25 protein-coding genes are annotated in these 24,154 nt (G+C 70.1%); 14 read left to right on the top strand and 11 right to left on the bottom strand.

Annotated elements, in window-relative coordinates; all coding sequences use genetic code 11:
- The first annotated feature begins 73 nt into the window (after positions 1 to 73).
- A complete protein-coding gene (locus ABZU72_RS14280) occupies positions 74 to 1,309 on the top strand; it encodes a helix-turn-helix domain-containing protein (protein WP_355019504.1) in 1,236 nt (411 codons plus the stop codon).
- On the opposite strand, the gene ABZU72_RS14275 is transcribed toward ABZU72_RS14280, so the two are convergent.
- From ABZU72_RS14275 to ABZU72_RS14265, 3 genes are all read right to left on the bottom strand, one after another.
- Positions 1,306 to 1,521: a hypothetical protein gene (locus ABZU72_RS14275; RefSeq protein ID WP_355019503.1), complete on the bottom strand. Its 216-nt coding sequence runs from the start codon at positions 1,519 to 1,521 to the stop codon at positions 1,306 to 1,308. The genes ABZU72_RS14280 and ABZU72_RS14275 overlap by 4 nt on opposite strands.
- 212 nt (positions 1,522 to 1,733) lie before the next feature.
- On the bottom strand, positions 1,734 to 2,450 hold the full coding sequence (locus tag ABZU72_RS14270) for a phosphonatase-like hydrolase (RefSeq protein WP_355019502.1): 717 nt from the start codon (positions 2,448 to 2,450) through the stop codon (positions 1,734 to 1,736).
- The gene (locus ABZU72_RS14265) at positions 2,447 to 3,205 is read right to left on the bottom strand and encodes a GntR family transcriptional regulator (RefSeq protein WP_355019501.1); all 759 of its coding nucleotides are present in this window, start codon (positions 3,203 to 3,205) and stop codon (positions 2,447 to 2,449) included. Before ABZU72_RS14265 ends, ABZU72_RS14270 begins: the two co-directional genes overlap by 4 nt.
- A gap of 168 nt (positions 3,206 to 3,373) precedes the next feature.
- Between ABZU72_RS14265 and ABZU72_RS14260 the strand changes: the two genes are divergently transcribed.
- The 8 genes from ABZU72_RS14260 (at position 3,374) to ABZU72_RS14225 (ending at position 10,889) form a co-directional block, all read left to right on the top strand.
- On the top strand, positions 3,374 to 4,531 hold the full coding sequence (locus tag ABZU72_RS14260; RefSeq protein WP_355019500.1) for a TIGR03364 family FAD-dependent oxidoreductase: 1,158 nt from the start codon (positions 3,374 to 3,376) through the stop codon (positions 4,529 to 4,531).
- Positions 4,532 to 4,549: 18 nt separating this feature from the next.
- Positions 4,550 to 5,491: a phosphate/phosphite/phosphonate ABC transporter substrate-binding protein gene (locus tag ABZU72_RS14255; protein ID WP_355019499.1), complete on the top strand. Its 942-nt coding sequence runs from the start codon at positions 4,550 to 4,552 to the stop codon at positions 5,489 to 5,491.
- Positions 5,491 to 6,276: an ATP-binding cassette domain-containing protein gene (locus ABZU72_RS14250; protein ID WP_355019498.1), complete on the top strand. Its 786-nt coding sequence runs from the start codon at positions 5,491 to 5,493 to the stop codon at positions 6,274 to 6,276. The genes ABZU72_RS14255 and ABZU72_RS14250 overlap by 1 nt, the downstream gene beginning before the upstream one ends.
- The gene (phnE, locus tag ABZU72_RS14245) at positions 6,273 to 7,148 is read left to right on the top strand and encodes a phosphonate ABC transporter, permease protein PhnE (protein ID WP_355019497.1); all 876 of its coding nucleotides are present in this window, start codon (positions 6,273 to 6,275) and stop codon (positions 7,146 to 7,148) included. Before ABZU72_RS14250 ends, phnE begins: the two co-directional genes overlap by 4 nt.
- Positions 7,148 to 8,149, top strand: a complete 1,002-nt coding sequence (locus ABZU72_RS14240; RefSeq protein ID WP_355019496.1) for a zinc-binding dehydrogenase — start codon at positions 7,148 to 7,150, stop codon at positions 8,147 to 8,149. Before phnE ends, ABZU72_RS14240 begins: the two co-directional genes overlap by 1 nt.
- An 11-nt stretch (positions 8,150 to 8,160) precedes the next feature.
- A complete protein-coding gene (locus tag ABZU72_RS14235) occupies positions 8,161 to 8,613 on the top strand; it encodes an NUDIX domain-containing protein (RefSeq protein ID WP_355019495.1) in 453 nt (150 codons plus the stop codon).
- A gap of 10 nt (positions 8,614 to 8,623) precedes the next feature.
- Positions 8,624 to 10,522: a 1-deoxy-D-xylulose-5-phosphate synthase gene (gene dxs, locus ABZU72_RS14230; protein ID WP_355019494.1), complete on the top strand. Its 1,899-nt coding sequence runs from the start codon at positions 8,624 to 8,626 to the stop codon at positions 10,520 to 10,522.
- A 145-nt stretch (positions 10,523 to 10,667) separates the two neighbouring features.
- Positions 10,668 to 10,889: a hypothetical protein gene (locus ABZU72_RS14225; protein WP_355019493.1), complete on the top strand. Its 222-nt coding sequence runs from the start codon at positions 10,668 to 10,670 to the stop codon at positions 10,887 to 10,889.
- An 89-nt stretch (positions 10,890 to 10,978) separates the two neighbouring features.
- On the opposite strand, the gene ABZU72_RS14220 is transcribed toward ABZU72_RS14225, so the two are convergent.
- Entirely contained in the window at positions 10,979 to 13,072 is a 2,094-nt protein-coding gene (locus tag ABZU72_RS14220; protein WP_355019492.1) for a 3-hydroxyacyl-CoA dehydrogenase NAD-binding domain-containing protein, read from the bottom strand.
- Positions 13,069 to 14,268: an acetyl-CoA C-acyltransferase gene (locus tag ABZU72_RS14215; protein WP_350658645.1), complete on the bottom strand. Its 1,200-nt coding sequence runs from the start codon at positions 14,266 to 14,268 to the stop codon at positions 13,069 to 13,071. The genes ABZU72_RS14220 and ABZU72_RS14215 overlap by 4 nt, the downstream gene beginning before the upstream one ends.
- A 287-nt stretch (positions 14,269 to 14,555) precedes the next feature.
- On the opposite strand from ABZU72_RS14215, the gene ABZU72_RS14210 reads away from it, so the two are divergent.
- The 3 genes from ABZU72_RS14210 (at position 14,556) to ABZU72_RS14200 (ending at position 16,880) form a co-directional block, all read left to right on the top strand.
- Positions 14,556 to 15,515 (top strand): PAC2 family protein, encoded by a 960-nt coding sequence (locus tag ABZU72_RS14210; RefSeq protein ID WP_355019491.1) that lies wholly within the window; start codon positions 14,556 to 14,558, stop codon positions 15,513 to 15,515.
- A gap of 15 nt (positions 15,516 to 15,530) precedes the next feature.
- A complete protein-coding gene (locus ABZU72_RS14205; protein WP_355019490.1) occupies positions 15,531 to 16,409 on the top strand; it encodes an acyl-CoA thioesterase II in 879 nt (292 codons plus the stop codon).
- A 120-nt stretch (positions 16,410 to 16,529) separates the two neighbouring features.
- On the top strand, positions 16,530 to 16,880 hold the full coding sequence (locus ABZU72_RS14200; protein ID WP_355019489.1) for an ArsC/Spx/MgsR family protein: 351 nt from the start codon (positions 16,530 to 16,532) through the stop codon (positions 16,878 to 16,880).
- 3 nt (positions 16,881 to 16,883) lie between these two features.
- On the opposite strand, the gene ABZU72_RS14195 is transcribed toward ABZU72_RS14200, so the two are convergent.
- The 3 genes from ABZU72_RS14195 to ABZU72_RS14185 are packed head-to-tail and all read right to left on the bottom strand — an operon-like array spanning position 16,884 to position 18,474.
- Positions 16,884 to 17,273, bottom strand: coding sequence for a PIN domain-containing protein (locus ABZU72_RS14195; RefSeq protein WP_355019488.1), 390 nt, complete (start codon positions 17,271 to 17,273; stop codon positions 16,884 to 16,886).
- Between the two features lie 14 nt (positions 17,274 to 17,287).
- Positions 17,288 to 17,506 carry a hypothetical protein gene (locus ABZU72_RS14190; protein ID WP_091041496.1) on the bottom strand — a complete coding sequence of 73 codons (219 nt, stop codon included), beginning with the start codon at positions 17,504 to 17,506 and terminating at the stop codon, positions 17,288 to 17,290.
- Positions 17,507 to 17,562: 56 nt separating this feature from the next.
- Positions 17,563 to 18,474, bottom strand: coding sequence for a GNAT family N-acetyltransferase (locus tag ABZU72_RS14185; RefSeq protein WP_355019550.1), 912 nt, complete (start codon positions 18,472 to 18,474; stop codon positions 17,563 to 17,565).
- A gap of 123 nt (positions 18,475 to 18,597) precedes the next feature.
- On the opposite strand from ABZU72_RS14185, the gene ABZU72_RS14180 reads away from it, so the two are divergent.
- Positions 18,598 to 19,494, top strand: a complete 897-nt coding sequence (locus ABZU72_RS14180) for a superoxide dismutase (protein ID WP_355019487.1) — start codon at positions 18,598 to 18,600, stop codon at positions 19,492 to 19,494.
- Between the two features lie 15 nt (positions 19,495 to 19,509).
- On the opposite strand, the gene ABZU72_RS14175 is transcribed toward ABZU72_RS14180, so the two are convergent.
- Together ABZU72_RS14175 and ABZU72_RS14170 are read right to left on the bottom strand one after the other, a co-directional pair.
- Entirely contained in the window at positions 19,510 to 20,391 is an 882-nt protein-coding gene (locus ABZU72_RS14175) for a MaoC/PaaZ C-terminal domain-containing protein (protein WP_355019486.1), read from the bottom strand.
- Complete coding sequence (locus tag ABZU72_RS14170; protein ID WP_355019485.1) at positions 20,391 to 21,713, bottom strand: 3-oxoacyl-ACP reductase; 1,323 nt, start codon at positions 21,711 to 21,713, stop codon at positions 20,391 to 20,393. Before ABZU72_RS14170 ends, ABZU72_RS14175 begins: the two co-directional genes overlap by 1 nt.
- A 150-nt stretch (positions 21,714 to 21,863) precedes the next feature.
- On the opposite strand from ABZU72_RS14170, the gene ABZU72_RS14165 reads away from it, so the two are divergent.
- Positions 21,864 to 23,144 carry an acetyl-CoA C-acetyltransferase gene (locus ABZU72_RS14165; RefSeq protein ID WP_355019484.1) on the top strand — a complete coding sequence of 427 codons (1,281 nt, stop codon included), beginning with the start codon at positions 21,864 to 21,866 and terminating at the stop codon, positions 23,142 to 23,144.
- Positions 23,145 to 23,422: 278 nt separating this feature from the next.
- Here the strand turns inward: ABZU72_RS14165 and ABZU72_RS14160 are convergent, their stop codons facing one another.
- Complete coding sequence (locus tag ABZU72_RS14160) at positions 23,423 to 24,148, bottom strand: TetR/AcrR family transcriptional regulator (RefSeq protein ID WP_355019483.1); 726 nt, start codon at positions 24,146 to 24,148, stop codon at positions 23,423 to 23,425.
- Positions 24,149 to 24,154: the final 6 nt, after the last annotated feature.

The raw sequence follows: 24,154 nt of genomic DNA, 5'->3' as shown, positions 1-24,154 counted from the left end.
GCGTGACTGTCGCCACACTCGCGCGTTGATCTGGTTGACGCCGCAACCGCCAGCGAGACACCGAGGGAGCGCGATGAGCACGGAGCCGATCAAACGCATCGTCGCGGGCATCAGGGAGGACCTCCCGCACACCGTGGAGCTGTTCCTCAAGCACAACTGGGACCAGGTGCCGGCCTACGCCGTCAGCCCTGATCCCGAGCTGCGCAAGGAGGTCGGCGACCATGCCGAGGCGGTCTTCCTGGCGGTGCTGACGACGCTGGAGGAGGGGCGGGCGGCCGTACGCGAGGACTTCCAGTTCACGGTGGACCAGGCGACCCGCCGAGTTCGTCAGGGGGTCGCGCTCGCCGACTTCCTGCAGGCCTTCCGCATCGGTCAGGTGGCGCTGTGGGAGCGCATCGTCGAGATCGCTGCCACGGACCCGGAGACCAGTCGCGCGGCGCTCCCGGTGGCCTCGCACGTGATGCAGGTGATCGAGGTCGGCAGTACGGTCGCGGCCGAGGCCTACCTCGCCGCCCACCAGGTCGAGCTCGCCGAGGGCGACCGGATCCGCCGGGACCTCGTCGAGGACCTGCTCGCCGGACGCGGGGTCCGGCCGGGGCCGATGCTCGAGGTGGCCCGCAGGTGCGGCCTGGAACCGGATGACCGGATCATCGTCCTGGTCGCGGTGCCGGTGCGGCCGCTACGCCCGGGGCGGAGCCTGAGGGAGGCGCTGCGGCACGTGCGCACCGAGCTGGGCCCGTCGCGGGAGGGGGTCACGGTGATCCGCCAGGAGCTGCTCGTCGGGATCCTGCCCGTCGCCACCGACGACGTCAGGACGGTCGTGCCCGACCTGCGACGGATCTACCGCCATCTCGCCCGGGAGGGATTCGACCTGGCCGTGGGGGTCAGCACCGTGCATGCCGGCCTGGGCGCGGCGCCCGCCGCGTACGCCGAGGCAGGGATCGCTCGCGACGTCCTCGGTGCGGATCCCGGCGTGATGGCGCTGTCGATGATCTCGACGATCGACTACCTGGTGCTGCGCGAGGATCCGACCGCTCGCCGCCTGGTGCGCCCGGCGCTGCGCCAGTTCGTCGAGGAGGACCTCGCGCGTGACAGCGTGATGATCGAGACCATGCTGGCGTACGTCGCCTGCGACCTCAACGCCAAGCTGGCCGCCGAGCGTCTGCATGTCCACGTCAACACCGCCTACCACCGGCTCGAGCGGATCGCCGAGCGCACCGGCTGCGACCTGCGCCGGTTCGCCGACGTCGAAGAGCTGATCTTCGCGATCCGGCTCCTCACCGAGCCTCGCGGCGTCGCGAGAGCCTAGGCCTGGGCGGAGGCCGGCTTGCGGCCGTAGAACCAGTAGACCGCCGCGCCGAGCAGGTTGGTGCTGCCCCACAGCCGCCACAGCATCCGCGGTCCGCGGATCTCGTCGTCGGAGCGCGTCTGCAGGTCCCGCAGGATCACCGGAGCGACTGCCGCCTGGGCCATGAGCGCGCCGGTGGTCAGGATCGCCTTCTGCTTCTTGGTCAGTGCCATGGAGCCAGTCTTTGCCTTGGCTTGTGTCCAGTCAAGGAACGTACGTTTCGAGCGTGTTCGAGAACCCGGATGCGCCGGCCGGGCGCTGCCCAGTACGCACGCTCGCTGCGTTCTCGTCGGTCGACGGCCAACACCGGGCCGCCTCCCTCCTCCGCCTTGCGATCGCACGCACTGGACAACGCCCGACTCGACGCCGGGTCCCCGAACACGCTCTACAGGAGTGTCGGCAGGTCCGCGGTGGAGGGGAGGAGGTGGGTGTGCGGCTCGGTGGCGAGCCGGTCGTGGGTGAAGGAGCCGGTGGCGACGCCGACGACGAAGCCGGCCCCGGCGTTGGTGCCGGCGCCGAGGTCGTTGGGGGTGTCGCCGGCGACCAGGACGCGGCGTACGTCCTGGACGCCGGTGGCCTCCATGCAGTGGAAGACGAGGTAGGGGGCGGGGCGGCTGGCGGAGACGAGGTCGGAGGTGATGAGGGCGTCGACGGTCGACTCGGCGCCGGGGCCGACGGTCCAGCCGAGGCCGTCGAGGATGGCGGCGGCGATCTCGGTGGAGTAGCCGGTCTGCAGCGCGACCTTGACGCCTCGTGAGCGCAGCGTCGCGAACATCTCGGGCACACCCGGGAACGGCTGCGGCGGGGTCTCCCGGTAGGCGGTGACGAGGCGCTCGCCGAAGCCGTCGAAGATCTTGTCGACCTGGGCGGTCGTCGGGTCCTGGCCGAGCCCGCGCAGCAGTCCCTGGATCGCCTCCCACTTCGAGGTGCCCTTCCACTGCAGCAGCAGGTCATGCGGGACCGGCTCGCCGGCGGCGTCCGCGACGGTCGACTCGAGCACGTCGTAGACCAGCCCGCCCTCGTCGACGGTGGTGCCGGCCATGTCGAGGGCGGCTAGGTCGAAGCGGAGCCCGAGACGGTTAGCGGGGTCGTAGGCGGTCACGAGATCTCCTTGAGGATGCGTACGTCGGGGCGGATCCCCGCCGCGGACGGGCGGGTGTTGTCGATGGTGAACGTGACCCGGTCGGGCCGGTAGCGGTCGTCGGCGTACTCCAGCGGCGTGCCGTCGGTGGCGGTCGCTCGGCGGCGCTCGCGCAGGAGCGGGCTGCCCACCTCGATGTCGAGCAGGTCGGCGTCGGTCTCGTCGGCCGCGACCGCGTCCATGGTGTGGCGCGCGGCGTGCAGGTCGACGCCTGCGGCGGTCAGATATCCGTAGAGCGAGCCGGTGTCGGGGTCGAAGTCGAAGAGCAGCCGCCCGACGCGCTCGACGAAGGTGCTGCGCTCGAGCATCGCGGGTTGGCCGTCGAGCAGACGGAGCCGCAGCACGTCGACGACCGGGTCACCCTCATCGATGTCGAGCGCCTCGGCGGCAGCGGCGGTGGCGCCGCGCCGGGCGACCTCGATAGTGCGCTGGCCGGGGGTGTGGCCGATCTGCTGCACCCACGCGCTGAACGAGATCAGCTGCTCGAAGGGCTGCCCGAGCGCGGTGTCGCGCACGGTCGGAGGACGTCCTTGGCCGCCGCTGAGCAGGCCCTCGCGGCGCAGACTCGCCAGTGCCGTACGGATGGTGCCGCGGGAGGCGCCGAACTGCTCGCAGAGCTGCGCCTCGGAGGGGATCGGAGCGCCGGTCGGCAGCTCGCCGGCGATGATCCGGGCACGGATGGCCTCGGTGACCTGGACGTGCAGCGGGCTACTCATGAGCAGCAGGTTACAACTTGATCAGACAAGTGTGATGAAGCGATTCGTGAACGCCCGGAAAACGCTCCGAGGACCAAACGGTGCGCAGGAAAACGACCGGTTAACTTGTATGTACATGTTCATCGGGACTGTTGACCAGGGCTGCCGCGAGACAGAAGTGTTCGGGCCGTGCCAACTCACACGACCACCCCCGACGGTGCCGCCGACCTTGTCGTCGTCGGTGCCGGGATCGTCGGCCTCGCGCATGCCGTCGAAGGGCTCGCGCGCGGCCTGAAGGTCCATGTCATCGAGCGTGACGAGCGCGCCGTCGGCGCCTCGATCCGCAACTTCGGGCACATCTGCGCCACCGCCCAGTCGGGCCAGGCGTTGGCCTACGCCCTCACGGCCCGTGAGCACTGGCTCACCCTCGCCGCCAAGGCGGGCTTCGGTCTCCGGGAGACCGGCACGGTCGTCGTCGCCCGGACCGATGCCGAGATGGCAGTCCTCGAGGAGTTCGCGGGCATCCGCGGCACCGAGCAGGCCCGCCTGCTGGACGCCGACGCCACCGGCGAGCTGTTCCCGCCGGCCGCCGCCGAGGTCCTCGGCGGCGCCCACCTGCCGCTCGACCTCAGGGTGGACCCGCGCGAGGCGCTGCCGGCGATCGCCGCGTGGCTGGAGTCCGAGGGCGTCCGGTTCAGCTGGGCGACCCATGTCGGCGCCATCGACCCGACCGCCGGTGGGATCGACGTCCGCACCAGCCGCGGAACCATCCGTTCCGCCCGGGTCGTCCACGCCGCCGGCCATGACATCGACCGGCTCTTCCCGCAGGTCGCCGAGGAGGCAGCCGTACGCCGCTGCCGGCTGCAGATGCTCGAGGTCGCGCCTCCGGGAGGTGTCGAGATCGGGCCGGCGGTGCTGACCGGGCTCTCGATGCTCCGCTACGGCGGGTTCGCCGAGACCACGGCGGCCGCCGACGTACGCACTCAGCTCGAGGCGACCGCGCCCGAGCTCCTCGACGTCGTCATGAACCTCATGCTCACCCAGCGCCCGGGGACAAACGGCCGACCCGGGTCGATCGTTCTGGGCGACACCCACCACTACGACCGCACCCACCTGCCCTTCGACGACGAGCACGTCGCCGAGCTGGTGCTGCGGGAAGGGGCGCGGCTGCTCGGGGCTCCGCTCACCGTCCGACGTCGCTGGCGAGGGGTCTACGCGGACTCCCCGCGGACCGACTTCCTCGACACTGAGCCGTTCCCGGGCCTCCGGGTCGTCTCGGTGACGTCGGGCATCGGCATGACCACAGCACTGGGCCTCGCGCCCACCGTCCTCGACCAGCTGTTCTGACCACAGGAGAAACCTCACATGTCCCCCCTGCGCTCCCTCACCGCCCTCGCCGGCGCCGCCACGCTGACTCTCGCCCTGGCCGCCTGCGGCAGCGAGGCGACGACCAATAGAGCCGTCGCGGGCGGCGAGGTCGGTCCCGACCAGATCTGCCCCGACGGCACCCTGAAGATGGGCGTCGAGCCCTTCGAGGACCCCAAGAACCTGATCCCCGTCTACGAGACCCTGGGCAAGGCCCTCGGCGAAGAGCTCGGCTGCGAGGTGGAGGTGCAGATCTCCGACACGTACGTCGCCGAGATCCTGGCCATGCAGAACGGCAAGCTCGACATCGGCCAGTTCGGGCCGCTGGGCTACGTCTTCGCCCAGAAGCAGGCCGGCGCCACGCCGCTGGCGTCGTTCGCGGGCGAGGACGGCAAGGTCTCCTCCTACACCGGTGGCATCTGGGTGCCCAAGGACTCGCCGATCAAGTCTGTCGAGGATCTCGCGGGCACGACCCTGGCGCTGTCCGAGTCCGGCTCCACCTCCGGTGACGCGGTGCCGCGCAAGGCGCTCATCGACGCCGGGATCGAGAAGGACGTCAAGGCCGAGTACGCCGGTGGCCACACCGAGGCGCTGCTGGCCCTGGTCAACGGCAAGGTCGACGCCGCCGAGATCAACAGTCAGACCCTGGCCTCGGCGACGGCCGAGGGCCAGTTCGACGAGTCCGCCTTCCGCCAGGTCTGGAAGTCCGAGCCGATCCTGAACGACCCGATCGCGGCGGGCCCGAACATGACTCCCGAGGTGTCCAAGGCAGTTCAGGAGGCGCTGCTGAACCTGCCGGCCGACGCGGTCGCGGAGATCGGCGAGTACCTCGACTTCACCCCGCCCGCCGGCAAGCCGGCGCTGGTGGCGGTCACCGAAGAGGACTACCAGCCGGTCGCCGACCTCGCCGAGGCCCTCGACCTGACCACGGACGACCTCTGATGGGCGCTGATCACCTCTCCGGCGCGGCCCTGCGTATCGACGGCCTGAGGAAGTCGTTCGGGGAGAAGACGGTCCTGGACGGCCTGGCCTTCGAAGTCGCCTCCGGGGAGGTGGTCAGCCTCCTCGGAGCCAACGGGTCCGGCAAGTCCACCTCGCTGCGCTGCGTGGTCGGTCTGGAGCGTCCTGACGGCGGCACGATCACGGTCGACGGCCTCAGGGCCAAGCCCGGCGAGGCGGTGCCGACGGTCGCGATGGTCTTCCAGAAGATCCATCTGGTGCCCCGTCGCAGCGTGCTCGACAACGTCTGCGCGGGTGCGCTCGGGCGGCTCGGTCTGAGCCGGTCCTGGTCGGTGCTGGCCTTCCCGCGCGAGGTGCAGGCCGAGGCGATGGCGTGCCTGGACCGGGTCGGTCTCGCCGACCGGGCCCGGGAGAAGGCGGGTCGCCTCTCCGGTGGCCAGCAGCAGCGGGTCGCGGTGGCCCGCGCGCTGTGCCAGCGCGCCAAGGTGTTGCTCGCCGACGAGCCGGTCTCGGCGCTCGACCCGGCCGCCTCCGAGCAGGTGATGAACCTGCTCCGTTCGCTGGCCGACGACGACGGTCTGGCGGTGGCGGCGGTGCTCCATCAGCCCGACCTGGCGCGCCGCTTCTCCGACCGGATCCTCGGGCTGGCCGGCGGCCGGCTCGTCTTCGACAGCAGCAGCGCCGAGGTCACCGACGAGACCGTGGCCGGTCTCTACCGGCCCGCGGTGGAAGCGCTGGAAGCAGCCGAGATGGGGGTGCTCGCATGAGCAGCCTGACCAAGGCCCCGGAACCACGTCTCGACATCCCACCCCGCTTCCGGCCGTCCGGCATCGCCGTCGGGGCGGCCATCACGGTCGCCCTGCTTCTCGTGCACTGGTACGCCGCGGTGCAGACCAACACCTCGCCCAGGGAGCTGCTCGAGGGCTGGCGGGGCCTGTGGAACTTCCTGTTCGGGGTCGACCGCACCTACCCGAACGGCAAGACGATCCATCAGGACGGTGCCTTCCCGCTCGACCTGCGCTGGTCCGAGACGATCCGGCCCGGCCTGGAGTACTGCCTGCTCACGATCTGGATCGGCCTGCTCGGCACGACCCTGTCGATTCCGGTGGCGCTGCTGTTCGCGGTCATCTCCTCGCGTACGACCAACCGGTTCGTTCCGCTGTGGCTGCTGGGTCGCGCGGTGATGTCGGTGCTGCGGGCCGTCCCGGAGACCGTCTATGCGCTGATGTTCATCGCCGCGGTCGGCTTCGGTGCGTTCCCGGGCGTGATCGCGCTGGCGATCCACAACGTCGCGGTCATGGGCAAGCTGTGGTCCGAGGCCATGGACGAGGTGGACCAGGGGCCGGTCGAGGCGCTCCGCGTGGCCGGAGCCTCACCCGCGCAGTCGGCCGCGCACGCCGTGCTGCCTGCTGTCATGCCTTCGCTGCTCGGCCTGCTGCTCTACCGCTTCGACACCAACGTACGCAGCTCGGTCATCCTCGGCACGGTCGGAGCCGGCGGCATCGGGTTCTTCATCAAGACCGAGGTGGACAGCTTCCACTTCGACACGATGATGACGTACGTCTGCATGGTGATCGTCCTGATCATCGTCATCGACCTCTTCTCGGCCTGGCTGCGCAGGAAGGTCGGCGCGGTGTGATGGCACGGCTCATGGCACGGGTCGCGGTGTGGCGCGGTGGCTCCGAGGTGACGCTGGAGACCGTGGACCTTCCGGTGCCGGGACCGGGGGAGACGCTGGTCGAGATCGACCTCGCGACGGTGTGCGGCTCCGACCACCACACGGTCTCCGGCCGGCGGCCCGGCGCCTGCCCGAGCGTGCTCGGGCACGAGGGCGTCGGCCGGATCGTGGGCACCGGCCGGCGCGTGGTCTGGGGCGTCACCGTCTCGTGCGGGACCTGCGACCGCTGCAGGCGGGGGCTCACCGCGAAGTGCCACTCGGTGCGCAAACTCGGCCACGAGCCGTACGAGCCGGCCTGGCCGCTGTCGGGCACGTACGCGACCCACGTGCTCCTGCCGGCCGGCACCGCGGTCGTGCCCGTCCCCGACACCGTGGCCGACGAGGTCGCCGCGCCGGCCGGGTGCGCGACCGCCACGGTGATGGCGGCCCTGGAACGTGCCGGCTCGCTGCGCGGCAAGCGGGTGATGGTGGTCGGCGCCGGGATGCTCGGGCTCACCGCGGTCGCCGCCGCGGCGGACGCCGGGGCGGCCGAGGTCGTGGTGAGTGACGTCGAGCCCGCGAGGCTGGAGCTGGCCGTCGGCTTCGGCGCGACGTCGACGCTGTCCGCGGGGCAGGCGCTTCCGCCAGTCGATGTGGCGATGGACTTCTCCGGCGCCTCCTCGGCGGTCGAGGCGGCGCTCGGGGCGCTCGACATCGGCGGCTCCCTCGTCCTGGTCGGCTCGGTCTCCCCGGGGCGCGCGATCTCGGTCGACCCCGAGGCGATCGTGCGGGGCTGGCGGTCGATCAGCGGCGTACACAACTACGAGGCGCGCCACCTGGAACAGGCGGTCTCCTTCCTCGCCGCGTCCGATCGTCCATGGGCCGAGCTGGTCGAGGAGCCCGTCGGGCTCGAGCAGGTCGGTGACGTACTGACGAGGGAGCTGGGCAGACCGCGGGCATCGGTGCGGCCGCGGGAGGACTAGGCTCGCCCCTCATGACCGAGTTCGCCGCCGTGATCCTTGTCGACCGTCGTGGCTGGGTGCTGCTCCAGGAGCGCGACGAGCATCCGACGATCGCGCCGGAGAAGTGGTCCTTCTGCGGCGGCCACCTCGAGTCCGGGGAGGACCCGCTGGCCGGAGCTGTCCGCGAGCTCGAGGAGGAGACCGAGGTGCGCCTGGGCCCCGAGGCCCTCGAGCTGGTCGCCGTCCAGGAGCTCCGCCACCCCGAGACCGGCACCGACGACAAGATCCACCTCTACGCCGCCGGCGTCGACCTCACCGACGCCGACATCGTGTGCCACGAGGGCCGACAGATCGTCTTCGTCGACCCCGTGAAGGCGCCTGACCTGGACCTCAGCGATTCGGCCCGGATCGGGCTGACGCCCTTCCTCGGATCGCCTCAGCACGCGGCGCTATCCGGGTCGAAGTCCTTCAGGGTCGAGACGTAGAATCCGGGCCATGGGTCTCCTCGAACGCATCGCCGCGCCGCAGGATCTTCGTGATCTCTCCGACGACCAGCTCGAGCTCCTCGCGAGCGAGATCCGGGACCTGATGATCCGGACCGTGGCCACCAACACCGGCCACCTGGGGCCGAACCTCGGCGTGGTCGAGCTGACCCTGGCCATGCACCGGGTCTTCGACAGCCCGCGCGACAAGATCGTCTTCGACACCGGCCACCAGTCCTACGTCCACAAGCTCGTCACCGGCCGGGCCGGCGACTTCGGCACGCTGCGCCGCGAGGGCGGGATGAGCGGCTACCCGAGCCAGTCCGAGTCCGACCACGACGTGGTCGAGAACTCCCACGCCTCCACCGCGCTCTCCTACGCCGACGGGCTGGCCAAGGCCTACACGATCCGCGGCGAGGACCGCCACGTCGTCGCGGTGATCGGCGACGGCGCGTTGACCGGCGGGATGGCCTGGGAGGCGCTCAACAACATCGCGATCCAGCACGACTCCAAGCTGGTCATCGTGGTCAACGACAACGGCCGCTCCTACACCCCGACCATCGGTGGCCTGGCCACGGCGCTGACGGCGCTGCGTACGAACCCGCGCTACGAGCTGGTCCTCGACATGGTCAAGCGCCGCCTCAACGCGGTGCCCGGGATCGGCGCGATGGCCTACGACGCGCTGCACGCGGTGAAGAAGGGGCTCAAGGACGCGGTCGCGCCCCAGGGTCTCTTCGAGGACCTCGGCCTGAAGTACGTCGGCCCCGTCGACGGCCACGACCGGCACGCCGTCGAGCAGGCGCTGACCTCGGCCAAGCGGTTCGGCGGTCCGGTGATCGTGCACGCGATCACCCGCAAGGGCTACGGCTACGACCCGGCCGAGCGCCACGAGGCCGACCAGTTCCACTCGCCGGGTCCCTTCGACGTCCAGACCGGCGCCGAGAAGCCCAAGGGCCGGATCTGGACCGACCACTTCTCCGACGCGATGGTGCGGCTGGGGGAGAGCCGCCAGGACATCGTCGCGATCACCGCGGCGATGATGCACCCGGTGGGCCTCGACGCGTTCCAGGCCAGGTTCCCCGCGCGCACCTTCGACGTCGGCATCGCCGAGCAGCACGCCGCCACCTCGGCCGCCGGCCTGGCGATGGGTGGTCTGCACCCGGTCTTCGCGGTCTACGCGACCTTCCTCAACCGCGCCTTCGACCAGGTGCTGATGGACTGCGCCCTCCACCGGGCCGGGGTGACGTTCGTCCTGGACCGCTCCGGCGTGACCGGCGACGACGGCGCGTCCCACAACGGCATGTGGGACATGTCGCTGCTCCAGGTCGTCCCCGGGCTCCGCCTGGCCGCGCCGCGCGACATCGCTCGCCTCAACGAGCTCCTCGACGAGGCTGTCGAGGTCGACGACGCGCCCACGGTCGTACGCTTCCCGAAGGGCCCGCCGCCCGAGGACATCGCCACGATCGCCAAGCTCGGCGAGGCCGACGTACTCGTGCGCAACGGCACCAAGGACGTCCTGGTCGTCGGCGTCGGCTCCATGGCAGAGGTCGCCGTGGGCGTCGCCGAGCGGCTCACCGCCCAGGGCATCGGCGTCACCGTCGTCGACCCGCGCTGGGTCAAGCCGATCGACCCGGCGCTCATCGAGGCGGCCGCCGACCACAGCCTGGTCGTCACCATCGAGGACAACGGCGTCGCCGGCGGTGTCGGCGCGTCCTTCCTGCAGGCCCTGACCGCCGCCGACGTACGCACCCCGGTGAAGATCCACGGCATCCCGCAGGAGTTCCTCGACCACGCCAAGCGGCCCAAGATCCTGGAGAGCATCGGCCTGACCCCCCAGGCGGTCGCGCTCGACACCATCGAGCGCCTGGGCGCCCTGACCCCCACCCCCCTGCCCCGAGACGTCAGTTTCTGACGCCGAGACGTCGAATTTTGACCCTACGGGGTCGGTCTCTCTGGTCGAGCCCCTGGCGAATATCGGTCGCTCTGGGCTTAGAGTGGGTCTGTCGGGGGCGACGAGGGCCCTCGGTATCGTCACCACACAGCACTCGGGGGATTCAATGCTCTATGACGACCTCGTGGCCGAGTTCCGTTGGTCACCTGAGCAGATGTCGGCGCCGTTCGACCTCAGAGCGGCGGACGAACAGATCCGCAAGAAGATCGAGGGCCGGCGCGGCTCAGCGCAGGCCTCGGGTCGCCAGCAGCGGCCCCGCGCGCGGCAGAACATGGGCACGCCGGAATCGGCGGTCGGAGGCGGCAAGGTGGCCACCGACAAGGCCTGAGTCCCTGCTGAGGTGCGTCCGGGACTGCCCCGGCCCAGCATGGGACCGCCCCCGACCGATCAGATCGGTCGGGGGCGGACTTGCTTCGGTCAGTGGAACTTCTTCCCGGTGACCTTCTCGGAGATGCCCTCGCGGTCGAGGAGCTGGGTGATGCCGCCGTTCCAGAACTGGAAGCCGGCCCCGGTGATCATCGCCAGGTCGATGTCCTCGGCGGCCTGGGCGACGCCCTCCTCGAGCATCCGGCCGATCTCGTCGGCGATGGCCTCGAGCGACTGCTGGCGCGCCTCCTCGGCGGTCTTGACCACGTCGCCGGAGACGAGCAGCGCCTCGACCTCGGGGTCGAGGGTGCGCCCGTCGGGACCGAAGAAGGAGCTCTTCTTGGCCTCGACGACCCGGTGGAGGTTCTCGGAGAGGTAGAACCGGTCCGGGAAGGCCTTCGCGAGGGTCTCGTTGTTGTGGTACGCGATCGCCGGGCCGACCAGGCCGATCAGCGCGAACGGGCCCATCGGCGCGACCCCGGCGAAGGCGGACTCGACGACATCGACCGGGGTGCCCTCGTCGGCGACCTTGGAGACCTCGCCCATGAAGCGGCCCAGGAGCCGGTTCACGATGAAGGACGGGCTGTCCTTGACCAGGATGGACGTCTTCTTCAGCGACTTGGAGACGGAGAACGCCGTGGCCAGGGCCGCGTCCGACGTCTTCTCGCCGCGGATGATCTCGAGCAGCGGCATCACCGCGACCGGGTTGAAGAAGTGGAAGCCCACGACCCGCTCGGGGTTCTTCAGGTCGGCCGCCATCTCCGTGATCGAGAGGCTCGAGGTGTTCGTGGCGAAGACCGCGGTCTCCGGCGCGACGGCCTCGGCGTTGGCGAAGACGGTCTTCTTGACGCCCATCTCCTCGAAGACGGCCTCGATGATGAAGTCGGCGTCGGAGAAGGCCTCCGCGTAGTCGATCGACGACGTCACGAGCGCCTTGAGGCGGTTGGTCGCGTCCTGCGAGGCACGGCCCTTGGCGAGCTTCTTGTCGAGCTCGGCGTGGACGTACGCCACGCCCTTGTCGGCGCGCTCCTGGTCCAGGTCGACCATGACGACCGGCACCTTGAGACGCTGGACGAAGAGCAGCGCGAACTGCGAGGCCATCAGACCGGCACCGATGATGCCGACCTTGGTGACCTTCTGCGCGAGCGCCTTGTCGGGGGCGCCGGCGGGACGCTTGGCGCGCTTCTGCACCAGGTCGAAGGAGTAGAGCGAGGCGAGCAGCTGCGGGGTCTTCGACATCGCCACGAGGGCGTCGTCCTCGGCCGCGAAGCCCTCGTCGCGGGTCGCCGTCTTGGCCAGGGTGAGCAGCTCGACGGCCTTCTTGGCGGCCGGGGAGGCGTCGCCGGTCTTGGCCCAGGCGAAGAAGCCGGCGTTCTTGGCAGCCTCGTCCCAGGCCTCGCCCCGGTCGATCTCTTCGCGGGTGACCGTGACGTCACCGGACAGGATGCCGTCGGCCCAGAGCAGCGACTGCTCGAGGTAGTCGGCGCCACCGAACATCGCGTCCGCGATGCCGAGGTCGAAGGCCTCGGTGCCCTTGAGCACCTTGCCGTTGTTGAGTGGGTTCTCGATGAAGACCTTGGCGGCCTTGGCCGGACCGATCAGGTTCGGCAGCAGGTAGCCACCGCCCCAGCCCGGGATCAGGCCGAGCATGACCTCGGGCAGGCCGACGGCCGGCACCGAGTCCTGGATCGTGCGGTAGTCGGCGTGCAGCGCGACCTCGAGGCCACCACCGAGTGCGAGCCCGTTGATGAAGCCGAAGGACGGCTTCTTGACGCCGTCGGCGCCGTCGCCCAGCTTGCGGAAGACCGCGTGACCGAGCTCGGCGATCGTACGGATCCCGTCCGGGCCGCCCGCCTGCAGCGAGGTCAGGTCGGCACCGGCCGCGAGGATGAACGGCTTGCCGGTCACCGCGACCGCGTCGATCTCGGGGTCGGCCAGGGCCGCGTCGTACGCCGTGTTGAGCTCGACCAGCGACTTCGGCCCGAACGTGTTCGGCCGGGTGTGGTCGTGGCCGTTGTCGAGGGTGACCAGGCCGAGGACCTTGCCGGAGGGCAGGGTGACCTTCGCCAGCTTGGCCGCGGTCACGACCTCGTCGTCGGAGAAGAGCTTCTCGACATCAGCGAGAAGGGTGTTGATGTCAGTCACTTCGACTCCCCAGTCCAGTTCGGGTTCTCCCAGATGACCGTGCCGCCCATACCCAGGCCGATGCACATGGTGGTGAGGCCGTAGCGGACCTCGGGGCGCTCCTCGAACTGGCGCGCGAGCTGGATCATCAGCCGCACACCGGAGGAGGCCAGCGGGTGGCCGAACGCGATCGCGCCGCCGTAGGGGTTCACGCGCTCGTCGTCCTCGGCGATGCCGAAGTGGTCCAGGAAGGCGAGCACCTGGATCGCGAACGCCTCGTTGACCTCGAAGGCCTCGATGTCGTCGATCGTGAGCCCGGCCTTGGCCAGCGCCTTCTCGGTCGACGGGATCGGGCCGACGGCCATGACCTCGGGGGCGACGCCGGCGAAGGCGTACGACACCAGCCGCATCTTGATCGGCAGACCGAGCTCGCGGGCGACGTCCTCGGAGGCCAGCAACGAGGCCGTCGCGCCGTCGTTGATGCCCGCCGCGTTGCCCGCGGTGACGCGGCCGTGCGGGCGGAACGGGGTCTTCAGCTTGGCCAGGTCCTCGGTGGTGGTGCCCGGACGCATCGGCTCGTCGGTGGTGGCCAGGCCCCAGCCGTTCTCGGCGGAGCGGGTGGCGACGGGGACCAGGTCGGGCTGGATCTTGCCGTCGGCGTACGCCTTGGCCGCCAGCTCCTGAGAGCGGACGGCGAACGCGTCGGTGCGCTCCTTGGTGATCGCCGGGTAGCGGTCGTGGACGTTCTCGGCGGTGTTGCCCATGACGAGCGCCGAGGGGTCGACGAGCTTCTCGGAGATGATCCGCGGGTTGGGGTCGACGCCCTCACCCATCGGGTGGCGGCCCATGTGCTCGACACCGCCGGCGATGACGACGTCGTAGGCACCGAAGGCGATGCCGCCGGCGGTCGTGGTGACGGCGGTCATCGCGCCGGCGCACATCCGGTCGATCGCGTAGCCGGGGACGGACTGCGGGAGCCCGGCGAGCAGGCCGGCGGTGCGGCCGATCGTCAGGCCCTGGTCGCCGATCTGCGTGGTCGCGGCGATGGCGACCTCGTCGATCCGCTCGGGGGGAAGCTCGGGGTTGCGGCGCGTGAGCTCACGGATGAGCTTGACGACCAGGTCGTCTGCGCGGGTCTCGGCGTACTGGCCCTTGGCCTTGCCGAAAGGTGTGCGTACGCCGTCGACGAAGACGACTTCTCGCAGCTGTCGGGTCACCGTGTCACTCCTACTAGGTGGTGCTGAGGTGCGGGCACGGGTGGTGCCCGCCGACTACATTACCCGCTAGTAACAACGGCCGCACCGAGGGGGAGGTCACACGGCCTGTCGCAGCTGAGGTCGCCGGTCTCCGCGCGTCGGCTTGGGAATAACTGGGGCGTCCAGGATGCTGCGCTGTCGTCATGTGGAAGCGTGTATTGAGAAGGTTGAGCCCCAGGGTCGCGATCCCTGGCGAGGCGAGCGACGACGAGGCCCGCGAGGGCCGTACGCAACGGGAGGAGACACCGATGGCCGGATCACGACTGGTGCACATCGTCGACGACCTGCCCGAGGAGATCATCCTTGCCGGAGGTGACCAGCTTCCGCTGGTGGTCGTCCTGGACGGCTTCCTCGACGCGGGCAAGGCCGCCGAGCGGGCCGCGGCTCATCTGATCCAGACGTCGAGGCGAGCGCCGGTGGTGGCGACCTTCGACGTCGACGAGCTCCACGACTACCGGGCCCGCCGACCGGCGATCTCCTTCGTCAGCGATCACTACGAGTCCTTCGACGCGCCGCGGCTGGTCGTCCGGCTGCTCAAGGACACCGGTGACAACCCCTACCTCCTGCTGCACGGCCCCGAGCCGGACAACCGCTGGGAGGCCTTCGCCGGCGCCGTACGCGAGGTCATCGAGCGCCTCGGCGTGACCGAGGTGATCTCGCTCGCGTCGGTGCCGATGGCGGTGCCGCACACCCGCCCGCTGACCACGACCAGGCACGCCAACGACCCGGCACAGGAGCTCGCCGGGCAGGTCTGGGAGAGCCCGTGGAAGGGCGAGATCCGGATCCCGGCCTCAGCCCAGGCCCTGGTGGAGGTACGCCTGGGGGAGTGGGGCCACCCCGCGGGCGGTTACGTGGTGCACATGCCGCACTACCTGGCCCAGAGTGACTTCCCGGCCGCTGCGGTCGTGCTCGTCGAGGAGCTCGAGCGCGCGGCCCGGCTGACGATCCCGGTCTCCGACCTGGAGGCGGAAGCCCAGCGCCGCGAGGAGGAGATCGCCTCCTACATCGAGGACAATGCCGAGGTGCGGGAGGTCGTGGCCGCTCTCGAGCAGCAGTACGACACCTTCCAGCGCGGCGAGGAGTCCGGACGCTCGTTGCTGGCGCCCGACGAGCCGCTGCCGACCGGTGACGAGCTCGGTGAGCAGTTCGAGCAGTTCCTGGCCGGGCTCAACGGTCCCGACCCCGATGACAACCCTGAGAAGGATTGAGAGACACTCACTCACATGACGACGGACGCCGTAGCGGCGGATCAGGCGGTGGCCGAGCTGGTGGGTGTGCTCGACCTCGTCGAGATCGACAAGGACCTCTTCCACGGCGCCACCACGACCCGAAACTCGCGTGGACGCGCTTACGGCGGCCAGGTGGCAGCGCAGGCGCTGATGGCCGCCATCCGGTCCGCCGACCCGGCCTTCACGGTGCACTCGATGCACTCGTACTTCCTGCTGCCGGGCGACCCGTCCTACCCGATCGTCTACGAGGTCGAGCGGATCCGTGACGGGCGCTCCTTCGAGACCAGGCGGGTTCGGGCGCGGCAGAAGGGCCGCGACATCTACTACCTCACCGCCAACTTCCAGCGTGAGGAGTCCGGGTTCGAGCACCAGGATGCGATGCCGTCGGTCCCGCCGCCCGAGAAGTGCATCGACTTCCTGAAGATGATGGCCGACTCCGGCAGCCCGGAGGCCGTCTCGCTGGCGCGCGAGTGGGAGGCGGTCGAGGTGCGTGCTGTCGGCAACTCGTTGCTCGGCATCAAGCCCGATCCGGTCCATCCCGCGCAGCAGCGTCTCTGGATCCGGCTGGGCGCCTCGCTGCCCGACGATCCCGACATCCAGCGTGGTGCCTTCACCTGGGCCTCCGACATCTCGCTGCTCGGCGCCTCTCTCGCGGCCCACTCGCTGGACCACAAGGGCATCCAGATGGCCTCGCTCGACCACACCATCTGGTTCCACCGCCCCTTCCGCGCCGACGAATGGTGGCTCTACGACCAGGAGAGCCCCTCGGCCTACGGCGGCCGCGGCCTGTCCATCGGCCGGGTCTTCACCGCCGACGGCATCCTGGCCGCCACGGTTGCTCAAGAGGGCCTCATCCGCCCGCCCCGCGCCTGACCTCTTCGTCGAGTCGGCTCGTCGGCCTCATCAGCGCGTCCAGAAATAGGTCGGCGCACTATCGCACACCCTGGTCGCCTGCCGCGATAGCGCACCCGAACCGCGGGCTAAGGTGGCGCCGTGGACCAGATCACCGTGTACGAGAAGCCGACCTGCACGACGTGTCGGAACCTGTTCGTTCTCCTCAAGGAGGAGGGCGTCGACTTCGAGAAGGTCGACTACCACGTGCTCGGCCTGCGGACCGAGGAGGTCGAGGACATCCTCGCCAAGACCGGCCTGAGTGCGCGTGACGTGCTGCGGAAGCGGGAGCCGGTCTACAAGGAGCTCGACCTGGCCAACCGCGACCTCTCCGAGGACGAGCTGGTCGCGCTGATGGTCGAGCACCCTGCCCTGCTGCAGCGCCCGATCGTGCTCAAGGGCGACCGCGGCGTGCTCGCCCGGCCGATCGAGAAGGTCCGCGAGCTCTTCTGAGCCTCAGCCACGCAGCCGCTCGACCGGCTGACCGGTCGTGCGGGTGATGAGATCGACGTCGTTGTCGGCGTGGAGGACGGTGAGATCGGCCTCCTCGGCGACCGCGGCCACCAGCAGGTCGGGCACCGACGGCGCCCGGTGGCGGCCGTCGCGCAGCACGATGCGCTGGATCTCCAGCGCCCGTGCCTCCGTACGCGGAGTGAGGGTCGCGAGCGGCATGTGGATCACCGGCACGTCCTCGACGAGATCGGACCACTCCCGCTCGGATCGGGCCAGATGGCCGATCTCGAGCAGTGTGGTGGTGGTGATGCGTACTTGTCCCAGCTCGATCAGGCGGGACCACTTCTCAGCGTCGGGGCTGGTGGACATCCGGGCGAGTGCCGACCGGTGCATCAGCCAGGGTCGCCTCACGACCATGCGTCACGCATCAGACCCCGGTCGGCGAGCGGGGCGAACTTCGCGAAGTCGCCGCCGGCCACGGGTCGCGCCGGTGGCAGCGGACGCAGAGCGTCGGGCGTGAACCATCGGCGGAGATACTCGTTGCGGGTGAGCCCGAGCCGCGTCGCCTCGGTGTCGATGCGCGCGAGCTCGTCATCCGAGAGTCCTCGGATCAGTACGTCGGACATGTCTGTCCACCTCCTGGACGCAAGATGGTAGCCGAGGCCGGGGCGCCGAAGTGGGATCAGGGCCGGGTCGCCCGGTGGACCCAGGTGGACTCGACCTCCATGCCGACGTGGAGATAGAGGTCGAGGGCGCCGGTGCGGGAGTCCGTCGACAGGGTCGCGCGTGTCGCTCCGTGGGCGCGGGCGGCGCCGAACGCGTCGGCGAGGAGCGCCTGGGCCAGGCCGCGGTTGCGCTGGTCCTTGCGGGTGGCCAGCCTGCTGACGTACCCCTCCCCGCCGTCCTCGGTCATCACCAGCACCGCGGCGGCGACCACGGCACCGTCCGGGCCGGTCACCACGCGGACGTTCCACGGCTCGGCGCCGGGCCGTTCGATGGTCGTGGCGACCCAGTCTGCGTAGGGCTCACGTTCGCGCTCGGACCACTCCAGGAAGGCGTCCTCGATCACGGTCCACACCTGCTCGTGGTCCTGCGGTGTGGCAGCCCGGATGGCGTACGCCTCCGGCAGCTCCCGCACCGGGATCGCCGCGTTCTGCGGCAGCGCCAGGACCCAGGACTCCCAGCGCGGGAACCAGCCCAGGGACTCCAGCAGCCGGTCGCCGGGCGAGCCCTGGGGTACCGGCATGCCGATGACCGGCTCCCCGAGCTCACCCGCCTTTGCGGCGAGCCAGCCGGCCAGGGCGGTGCCGAGACCACGGCCCCAGTGGTCTGGATGCACCGCGGCATCGGCCCGGGAGCCACCGGAGCACTCCGCGTAGCCGACCAGGTCGCCGTCGGCATCGACCACACCGACCGTCCGGGCGGAGACGTCGAAGGAAGGTCGCTGCCACTCCGAAACGATGTCTGCCAGCTCGATGACGACCTCGCCGACGGTGGCCAGCTCGTTGGCGGCCATCACCCTGGTGACGGCGGCAGCATCGGCCAGCTCCAACGGCCGCTCGGCATAGCCGGTGGGAAGAGTCATCGGGGTCATGAGACTCACGGTCCCACCTGCTCACCCTGAGTCGCCACGGGTTATCGGGCCTGCGGCGTACGGTAGGCGGTAGCAGCCGTCCTCCACGCCGGCTCGGCGGCGCCGACCCCGTCAGGAGCAACGATGTTCCGGATCCGTATCGCCCTGCTCGCCGCGGCATTGGTCGCGGCCATCGTCCCAGCCACGGCCGACGCGCACACGGTCTTCCCCAAGAGATTCGACCTCCCGCGCGGCTTCCAGCCCGAGGGCATCGCGATCGGAGGCGGGCCGACGGCCTGGTTCGGGTCGCGCGTGGACGGCGACATCTACCGCGTCGACCTGCGCACCGGCCGCGGCAAGGTGGTCTCCCAAGGCCCCGGCACCGCCACCGTCGGCATCAAGGTCGACCGCCACGGCCGACTCTTCGCCTCCGGCGGCCCCAGCGGAACCGCCCGGGTGATCGACACCCGCACCGGCCGTCTCCTCGCCGACCACCAGCTCACCACCGCGACCAGCTTCGTCAACGACGTCGTCCTCACCCGCCACTCCGCGTGGTTCACCGACTCCCAGCAGGCCCAGCTCTACGCCGTGCCGCTCGGCCGAGGCCCGGTCCGCACCCTCCCGCTCACCGGGGACTGGGAGCAGGTGGAGGGCTTCAATGCCAACGGCATCACCGCTACTCCAGACGGCCGCGGCCTGCTGGTGGTCAACTCGACCACGGGCCTCCTCCACCGTGTCGACCCGCGCACCGGCGCGACCAGTGTCGTCGACCTCGGTGGGGCCAGCCTCACCAACGGCGACGGCATGCTGCTGCTCGGCAGGACGTTGTACGTCGTCCGCAACCGCATCAACCAGATCGCCGTCATCCATCTGGACAGGTCTGGCTTCAGCGGTGTCCAGGTCGACACCCTGACGAGCGACGACTTCGACGTGCCGACGACCGTCGCCGCCTACCGCGACCGGCTCTACCTGCCCAACGCCCGGTTCACCACCACCCCGGAGCCCGACACGCCCTACTGGGTCACCGCTCTTCGCCGCTGAACCGCGAGCCCGGGCTCAGAGCGCGGTCGTACGCCCCACCAGATGGAGCGTGTCCGACCCGCGCTTGTGGAGCGAGAAGTCGTAGCCGTCCAGGTGCTTGAGCGACCCGAACGCCACCGAGGACGGCAGGAAGACCGGCTTCTTGAAGGCGACATCCACCCGCACCGCGCCCGGGAGCCGGTTCTCCAGCGCCGCGATGCAGCGCGCCTTGGTCCACATCCCGTGCGCGATCTGGCGCTTGAAGCCCAGCGCCTTCGCGGTCAGCGGGTAGAGGTGGATCGGGTTGTAGTCGCCGGCGACCTTGGCGTAGCGCCTGCCTAGGTCGGCCTTGAGCGGGAACACGGGACCGGACGGGTCGACCTCGATCAGATCTGATTTCCAGGTCACGTCGGCGTTGCGCTTCCCCCGGACGAGGTACGTCGAGGTGGACTCCCACACGACCTCGCCCTCGACTGTGGCGACGGTCAGGAACCGGTACGCCTTGCCGACCGGGTGTGGCTCGGGCTGCCCCACGGTCGCGGTGACCGCGACCGCCTCGCCGACCGAGATCGGGCGGTAGCCGCTGATCGAGTTCTCGATGTGGACCATCCCCATCGCGGGCGAGGGGAAGTCGGGCGAGGACATCAGCGCCATGTGCAGCGGGAAGGCCAGCATGTGCGGGTAGGGGAGCGGCACGGTGTCCTTGATCGGGAAGCCGCACAGCTCGGCGTACGCGTCGACCGCCGTCCGCTCGAGAGCGACCGGCTCGCGGGTGAGGCTGAGCTCCTCGTAGGCGACGCCGGTCTTCTTGATCCCCGGGAGCGCGTTGATGCCCGGGATGGCCGGCAGCGCCGCCCGGACGAGCAGGGCGGGACCGGACCTGCCGGTGAAGCTGGGCTCGGTCTTGGGCGTGCTCATCAGGCCCCCAGCATCATCTGGCCGCAGACCCGCACGACGTTGCCGTTGACGCCGGTGGAGGCGGGCGAGGCGTACCAGGCGATGGTCTCGGCGACGTCGACCGGCAGGCCGCCCTGGGCCATCGCGTTGAGCCGCTGGCCGACCTCACGCGTCGCGAACGGAACCGCCGCCGTCATCTGGGTGATGATGAAGCCCGGCGCGACCGCGTTGATCGTGATCCCGTCGGGAAGCTCCTCGGCCAGCGAGTCGACGAAGCCGATGACGGCGGCCTTCGAGGCGCCATAGGAGGTCTGGCCGAGGTTGCCGGCGATGCCGGCGATCGAGGAGACGCCGATGATGCGGCCGTTGGGCCGGACCAGCTTCTGCTCGAGCAGCTCGGCGGTGATCCGCTCCGGCGCGGTGATGTTGATCTCGAGCACCTTGCCGAAGCGGTCGGGCTTCTGGTTGGCCAGCTTCTTGTCGAGGGTGACGCCGGCGTTGTGCACGACGATGTCGACGCCGCCGAACTTCTCCTGGAGGTAGGCCGCGATCGTGGCCGGTGCGTCCGCGGAGGTGATGTCGGCGGTGATGTAGTCGGGGGTGACCTTCTTCAGGTCGTCCTCGGCCGGCGGGATGTCGAGACCGACGACGGTCGCGCCGTCGCGCTGCAGGACCTTGGCGATCTCCTCGCCGATGCCGCGGGCGGCGCCGGTGACGAGCGCGACCTTGCCGGTCAGCGGCTTCTTCGGGTCCACCTGCTCGGCTGCGGGAGAGGCGTTCTTGGTGCCGATCCGCACGACCTGGCCGGAGACGTAGGCGCTCTTCGGGGAGAGCAGGAAGGCCAGCGTGGAGAGCAGCGAGCCCTCGAAGCCCTCGGCGACGTAGACGAGCTGGACGGTGCCGCCCTTGCCGATCTCCTTGCCGAGGCTGCGGGTGAAGCCCTCCAGGGCGCGCTGGGCGACCCGCTCCGCGCCCTCGAGCTGCTCGGGCGGGGTGCCGATCACGACCACGCGCGGGTTGTTCTCCAGGCTGCGCAGCACCGGGGTGAAGAACTCCTGCAGCGCGACCAGGTCGGCGGTCGAGGTGAGACCGGTCGCGTCGAAGACGAGACCCTTGAACCGGGTGCCGGCCGTCGCCGTGTCGGTCGAGGTGATGTCCAGCTCGCCGAGGAGCCCGCTCAGCGACTCCGCCAGACGACCACGCCCGCCGACGAGGACGGTGCCCTTCACGAGCGGGGCACCGGCTGCGTACCGCTCGAGCTTGGCGGGGCTCGGCAGCCCGAGGTTCTTGACGAGGACCTTGCCGATCGCCGACTGGGTGAAGCTCTGGTACTTGTCGCTCATGGTCTCTCTGATCCTTCTGGACGTGGTCTCTGAGGCGTACGTTGGTATGTTACCGGCCAGTTGTAACTACAGGTGTAACTCGGTGTCCACTTTTCGTGATCTCCCTGACATACCCTTCTCCAAAGCGCTTCATCAGACAAGGATGAACTCATGACCACCACTCGTCGTGTCGCCATCGTGGGCGGCAACCGTATTCCTTTCGCCCGCTCCAACGGTGCGTACGCGACCGCGTCCAACCAGGAGATGTTCACCGCCGTCCTCGACGGCCTCGCCGCTCGCTTCGGCCTCGAGGGTGAGCGCATCGGTGAGGTCGCCTCCGGCGCGGTGCTCAAGCACTCGCGCGACTTCAACCTGACCCGCGAGTCGGTGCTCGGCTCCAGGCTGGCCCCCGAGACGGCCGCCGTCGACCTGCAGCAGGCCTGCGGCACCGGCCTCCAGGCCGCGACGTACATCGCCAACAAGATCGCGCTCGGCCAGCTCGACTCCGGCATCGCGGGCGGCACCGACACCACCTCCGACGCGCCGATCGCGCTGGGCGAGAAGCTCCGCAAGGTCCTGCTCGAGGCCAACCGCGCCAAGACCAACATCGACCGGGTCAAGGCCTTCGCCAAGCTCCGCCCCGCCGACGTCATCCCCAACATCCCGGCCAACGTCGAGCCGCGCACCAAGCTCTCCATGGGTGAGCACGCCGCGCTGACCGCGCAGGAGTGGGGCGTCACCCGCGAGGCTCAGGACGAGTTGGCCGCCGCCTCCCACCAGAAGCTCGCCGCCGCGTACGAGGCCGGCTGGTTCGAGGACCAGATCACCCCGTTCCGCGGTCTGGAGAAGGACAACAACCTGCGCCCGGGCTCGACCGTGGAGAAGCTCGCGACGCTCAAGCCCGTCTTCGGGGTCAAGGGCGAGAACCCGACCATGACGGCCGGCAACTCGACGCCGCTGACCGACGGCGCCTCCGCGGTGCTCTTCGCGAGCGAGGAGTGGGCCGCTTCCAAGAAGCTGCCGGTACTGGCCTACTTCGTCGACGCCGAGGTCGCCGCTGTCGACTACGTCGCCGGTGGCGAGGGCCTGCTGATGGCTCCCGCCTACGCCGTCCCGCGCCTGCTCGCCCGCAACGGCCTGACCTTCGACGACTTCGACTTCTTCGAGATCCACGAGGCGTTCGCATCGCAGGTCCTCTCCACCCTCGCCGCCTGGGAGTCCCCGGACTTCTGCAAGGACAAGCTCGGCCTCGACGCCCCGCTCGGCACCGTCCCGCGCGAGAAGCTCAACGTCAAGGGCTCCAGCCTCGCCGCCGGCCACCCCTTCGCCGCCACCGGCGGCCGGATCATCAACAACCTCGCCAAGCTCCTCGATGAGAAGGGCTCCGGCCGCGGACTGATCTCCGTCTGCGCCGCAGGTGGTCAGGGCGTAGTCGCCATCCTGGAGAAGTAACCCTCACGCTGAGGCGACCAGAGCCAGCCGAGGCGTCACCCCGGTCGGCCGATACGTCACTCCCGTCGGCCGAGTTGACACCCGACTGCCAGCTCGGCCGACGTACGTGACGCCTCGGCCGTTGCTAGCCCGCCGAATCGGTAGAAGTGGCGGCCGAGAATGTCGTTGTGGGCGACGAAGTTCGAGTTTCGTCGCCCACAACTGCAATCTCGGCGCCCACAACTGACGTCTCGACCGTCGTACGTGACGTCTCGGGCGACGTACGTGACGGCTCGGCGTTATTTGGCGGTGAGGGCCAGGGCGGAGGTGACGAGGAAGTCGCGGACCTGGTCGGGGGAGACGGAGCCGACGGTGGGTACGCCGGGGGCGGACTCCGAGACGAGGATGCCGACGCGGGCGAGCTGGAGGGCGCCGAGACCGGAGGCGTAGAGGGTGTTGGCGAGCAGATTGGCGTCCTTGACGTGGAGCTCGCCGGAGGCGGCGCCGTCCTCGAAGACCGTGGTGAGGATGGTGAGACAGCCGTTCATCGCCCGGCCCAGGCGGAACAGGGCGCTCTCGGAGAGCTCGTCGAGCAGGTCGGAGCCGCTGCGGCGCATCAGCGTCTGGGCGCAGTCGACGAAGGCGGGATGCTCGATCCCGTAGTCGACGAAGGTGCCGACGACGTCGCGGACCACGTCGGTGGGGGCGCTGTCGCCCTCGGTCGCGGAGAGCATCCGCTCGCGGAGCTCGTCGAGGTAGCCGACCAGGGTGAGCGCGAAGATCTCGTCCTTGCCGGTGAAGTGCCGGTAGACGATCGCGCGGTTGATGCCGACCGCCTTGGCGATGTCCTCGATCTGGGCGTCGCTCACTCCGCGCTCGTCGAAGAGCTTGCGGGTGGCGGCGACGATGTCTGCCTCGCGGGCACGGCGTCGGGCGGCGGCGGCCGAGCGGCGTCCGTCGGACTCGGTGCCGCGGGCCGAAGCGGAGCCCGAGGCGGAGTGGGGACTGGTTGATCGGGTGCTCACCAAGCA

This window comes from Nocardioides sp. NPDC004968 (assembly GCF_040608935.1).
GTDB lineage: Bacteria > Actinomycetota > Actinomycetes > Propionibacteriales > Nocardioidaceae > Nocardioides.
The sequence above is the reverse complement of the archived record's forward strand: the minus strand, read 5'-3'. Positions and strand labels throughout refer to the sequence as shown.

Coding starts and splice junctions, on each gene's coding strand:
- ABZU72_RS14280 (WP_355019504.1), top strand. CDS start 74: ATGAGCACGGAGCCGATCAAACGCATCGTCGCGGGCATCAGGGAGGAC.
- ABZU72_RS14275 (WP_355019503.1), bottom strand. CDS start 1,521: ATGGCACTGACCAAGAAGCAGAAGGCGATCCTGACCACCGGCGCGCTC.
- ABZU72_RS14265 (WP_355019501.1), bottom strand. CDS start 3,205: ATGAGTAGCCCGCTGCACGTCCAGGTCACCGAGGCCATCCGTGCCCGG.
- ABZU72_RS14255 (WP_355019499.1), top strand. CDS start 4,550: ATGTCCCCCCTGCGCTCCCTCACCGCCCTCGCCGGCGCCGCCACGCTG.
- ABZU72_RS14250 (WP_355019498.1), top strand. CDS start 5,491: ATGGGCGCTGATCACCTCTCCGGCGCGGCCCTGCGTATCGACGGCCTG.
- phnE (WP_355019497.1), top strand. CDS start 6,273: ATGAGCAGCCTGACCAAGGCCCCGGAACCACGTCTCGACATCCCACCC.
- ABZU72_RS14240 (WP_355019496.1), top strand. CDS start 7,148: ATGGCACGGCTCATGGCACGGGTCGCGGTGTGGCGCGGTGGCTCCGAG.
- ABZU72_RS14235 (WP_355019495.1), top strand. CDS start 8,161: ATGACCGAGTTCGCCGCCGTGATCCTTGTCGACCGTCGTGGCTGGGTG.
- dxs (WP_355019494.1), top strand. CDS start 8,624: ATGGGTCTCCTCGAACGCATCGCCGCGCCGCAGGATCTTCGTGATCTC.
- ABZU72_RS14225 (WP_355019493.1), top strand. CDS start 10,668: ATGCTCTATGACGACCTCGTGGCCGAGTTCCGTTGGTCACCTGAGCAG.
- ABZU72_RS14210 (WP_355019491.1), top strand. CDS start 14,556: ATGGCCGGATCACGACTGGTGCACATCGTCGACGACCTGCCCGAGGAG.
- ABZU72_RS14205 (WP_355019490.1), top strand. CDS start 15,531: ATGACGACGGACGCCGTAGCGGCGGATCAGGCGGTGGCCGAGCTGGTG.
- ABZU72_RS14195 (WP_355019488.1), bottom strand. CDS start 17,273: ATGCACCGGTCGGCACTCGCCCGGATGTCCACCAGCCCCGACGCTGAG.
- ABZU72_RS14190 (WP_091041496.1), bottom strand. CDS start 17,506: ATGTCCGACGTACTGATCCGAGGACTCTCGGATGACGAGCTCGCGCGC.
- ABZU72_RS14185 (WP_355019550.1), bottom strand. CDS start 18,474: ATGACCCCGATGACTCTTCCCACCGGCTATGCCGAGCGGCCGTTGGAG.
- ABZU72_RS14180 (WP_355019487.1), top strand. CDS start 18,598: ATGTTCCGGATCCGTATCGCCCTGCTCGCCGCGGCATTGGTCGCGGCC.
- ABZU72_RS14175 (WP_355019486.1), bottom strand. CDS start 20,391: ATGAGCACGCCCAAGACCGAGCCCAGCTTCACCGGCAGGTCCGGTCCC.
- ABZU72_RS14170 (WP_355019485.1), bottom strand. CDS start 21,713: ATGAGCGACAAGTACCAGAGCTTCACCCAGTCGGCGATCGGCAAGGTC.
- ABZU72_RS14165 (WP_355019484.1), top strand. CDS start 21,864: ATGACCACCACTCGTCGTGTCGCCATCGTGGGCGGCAACCGTATTCCT.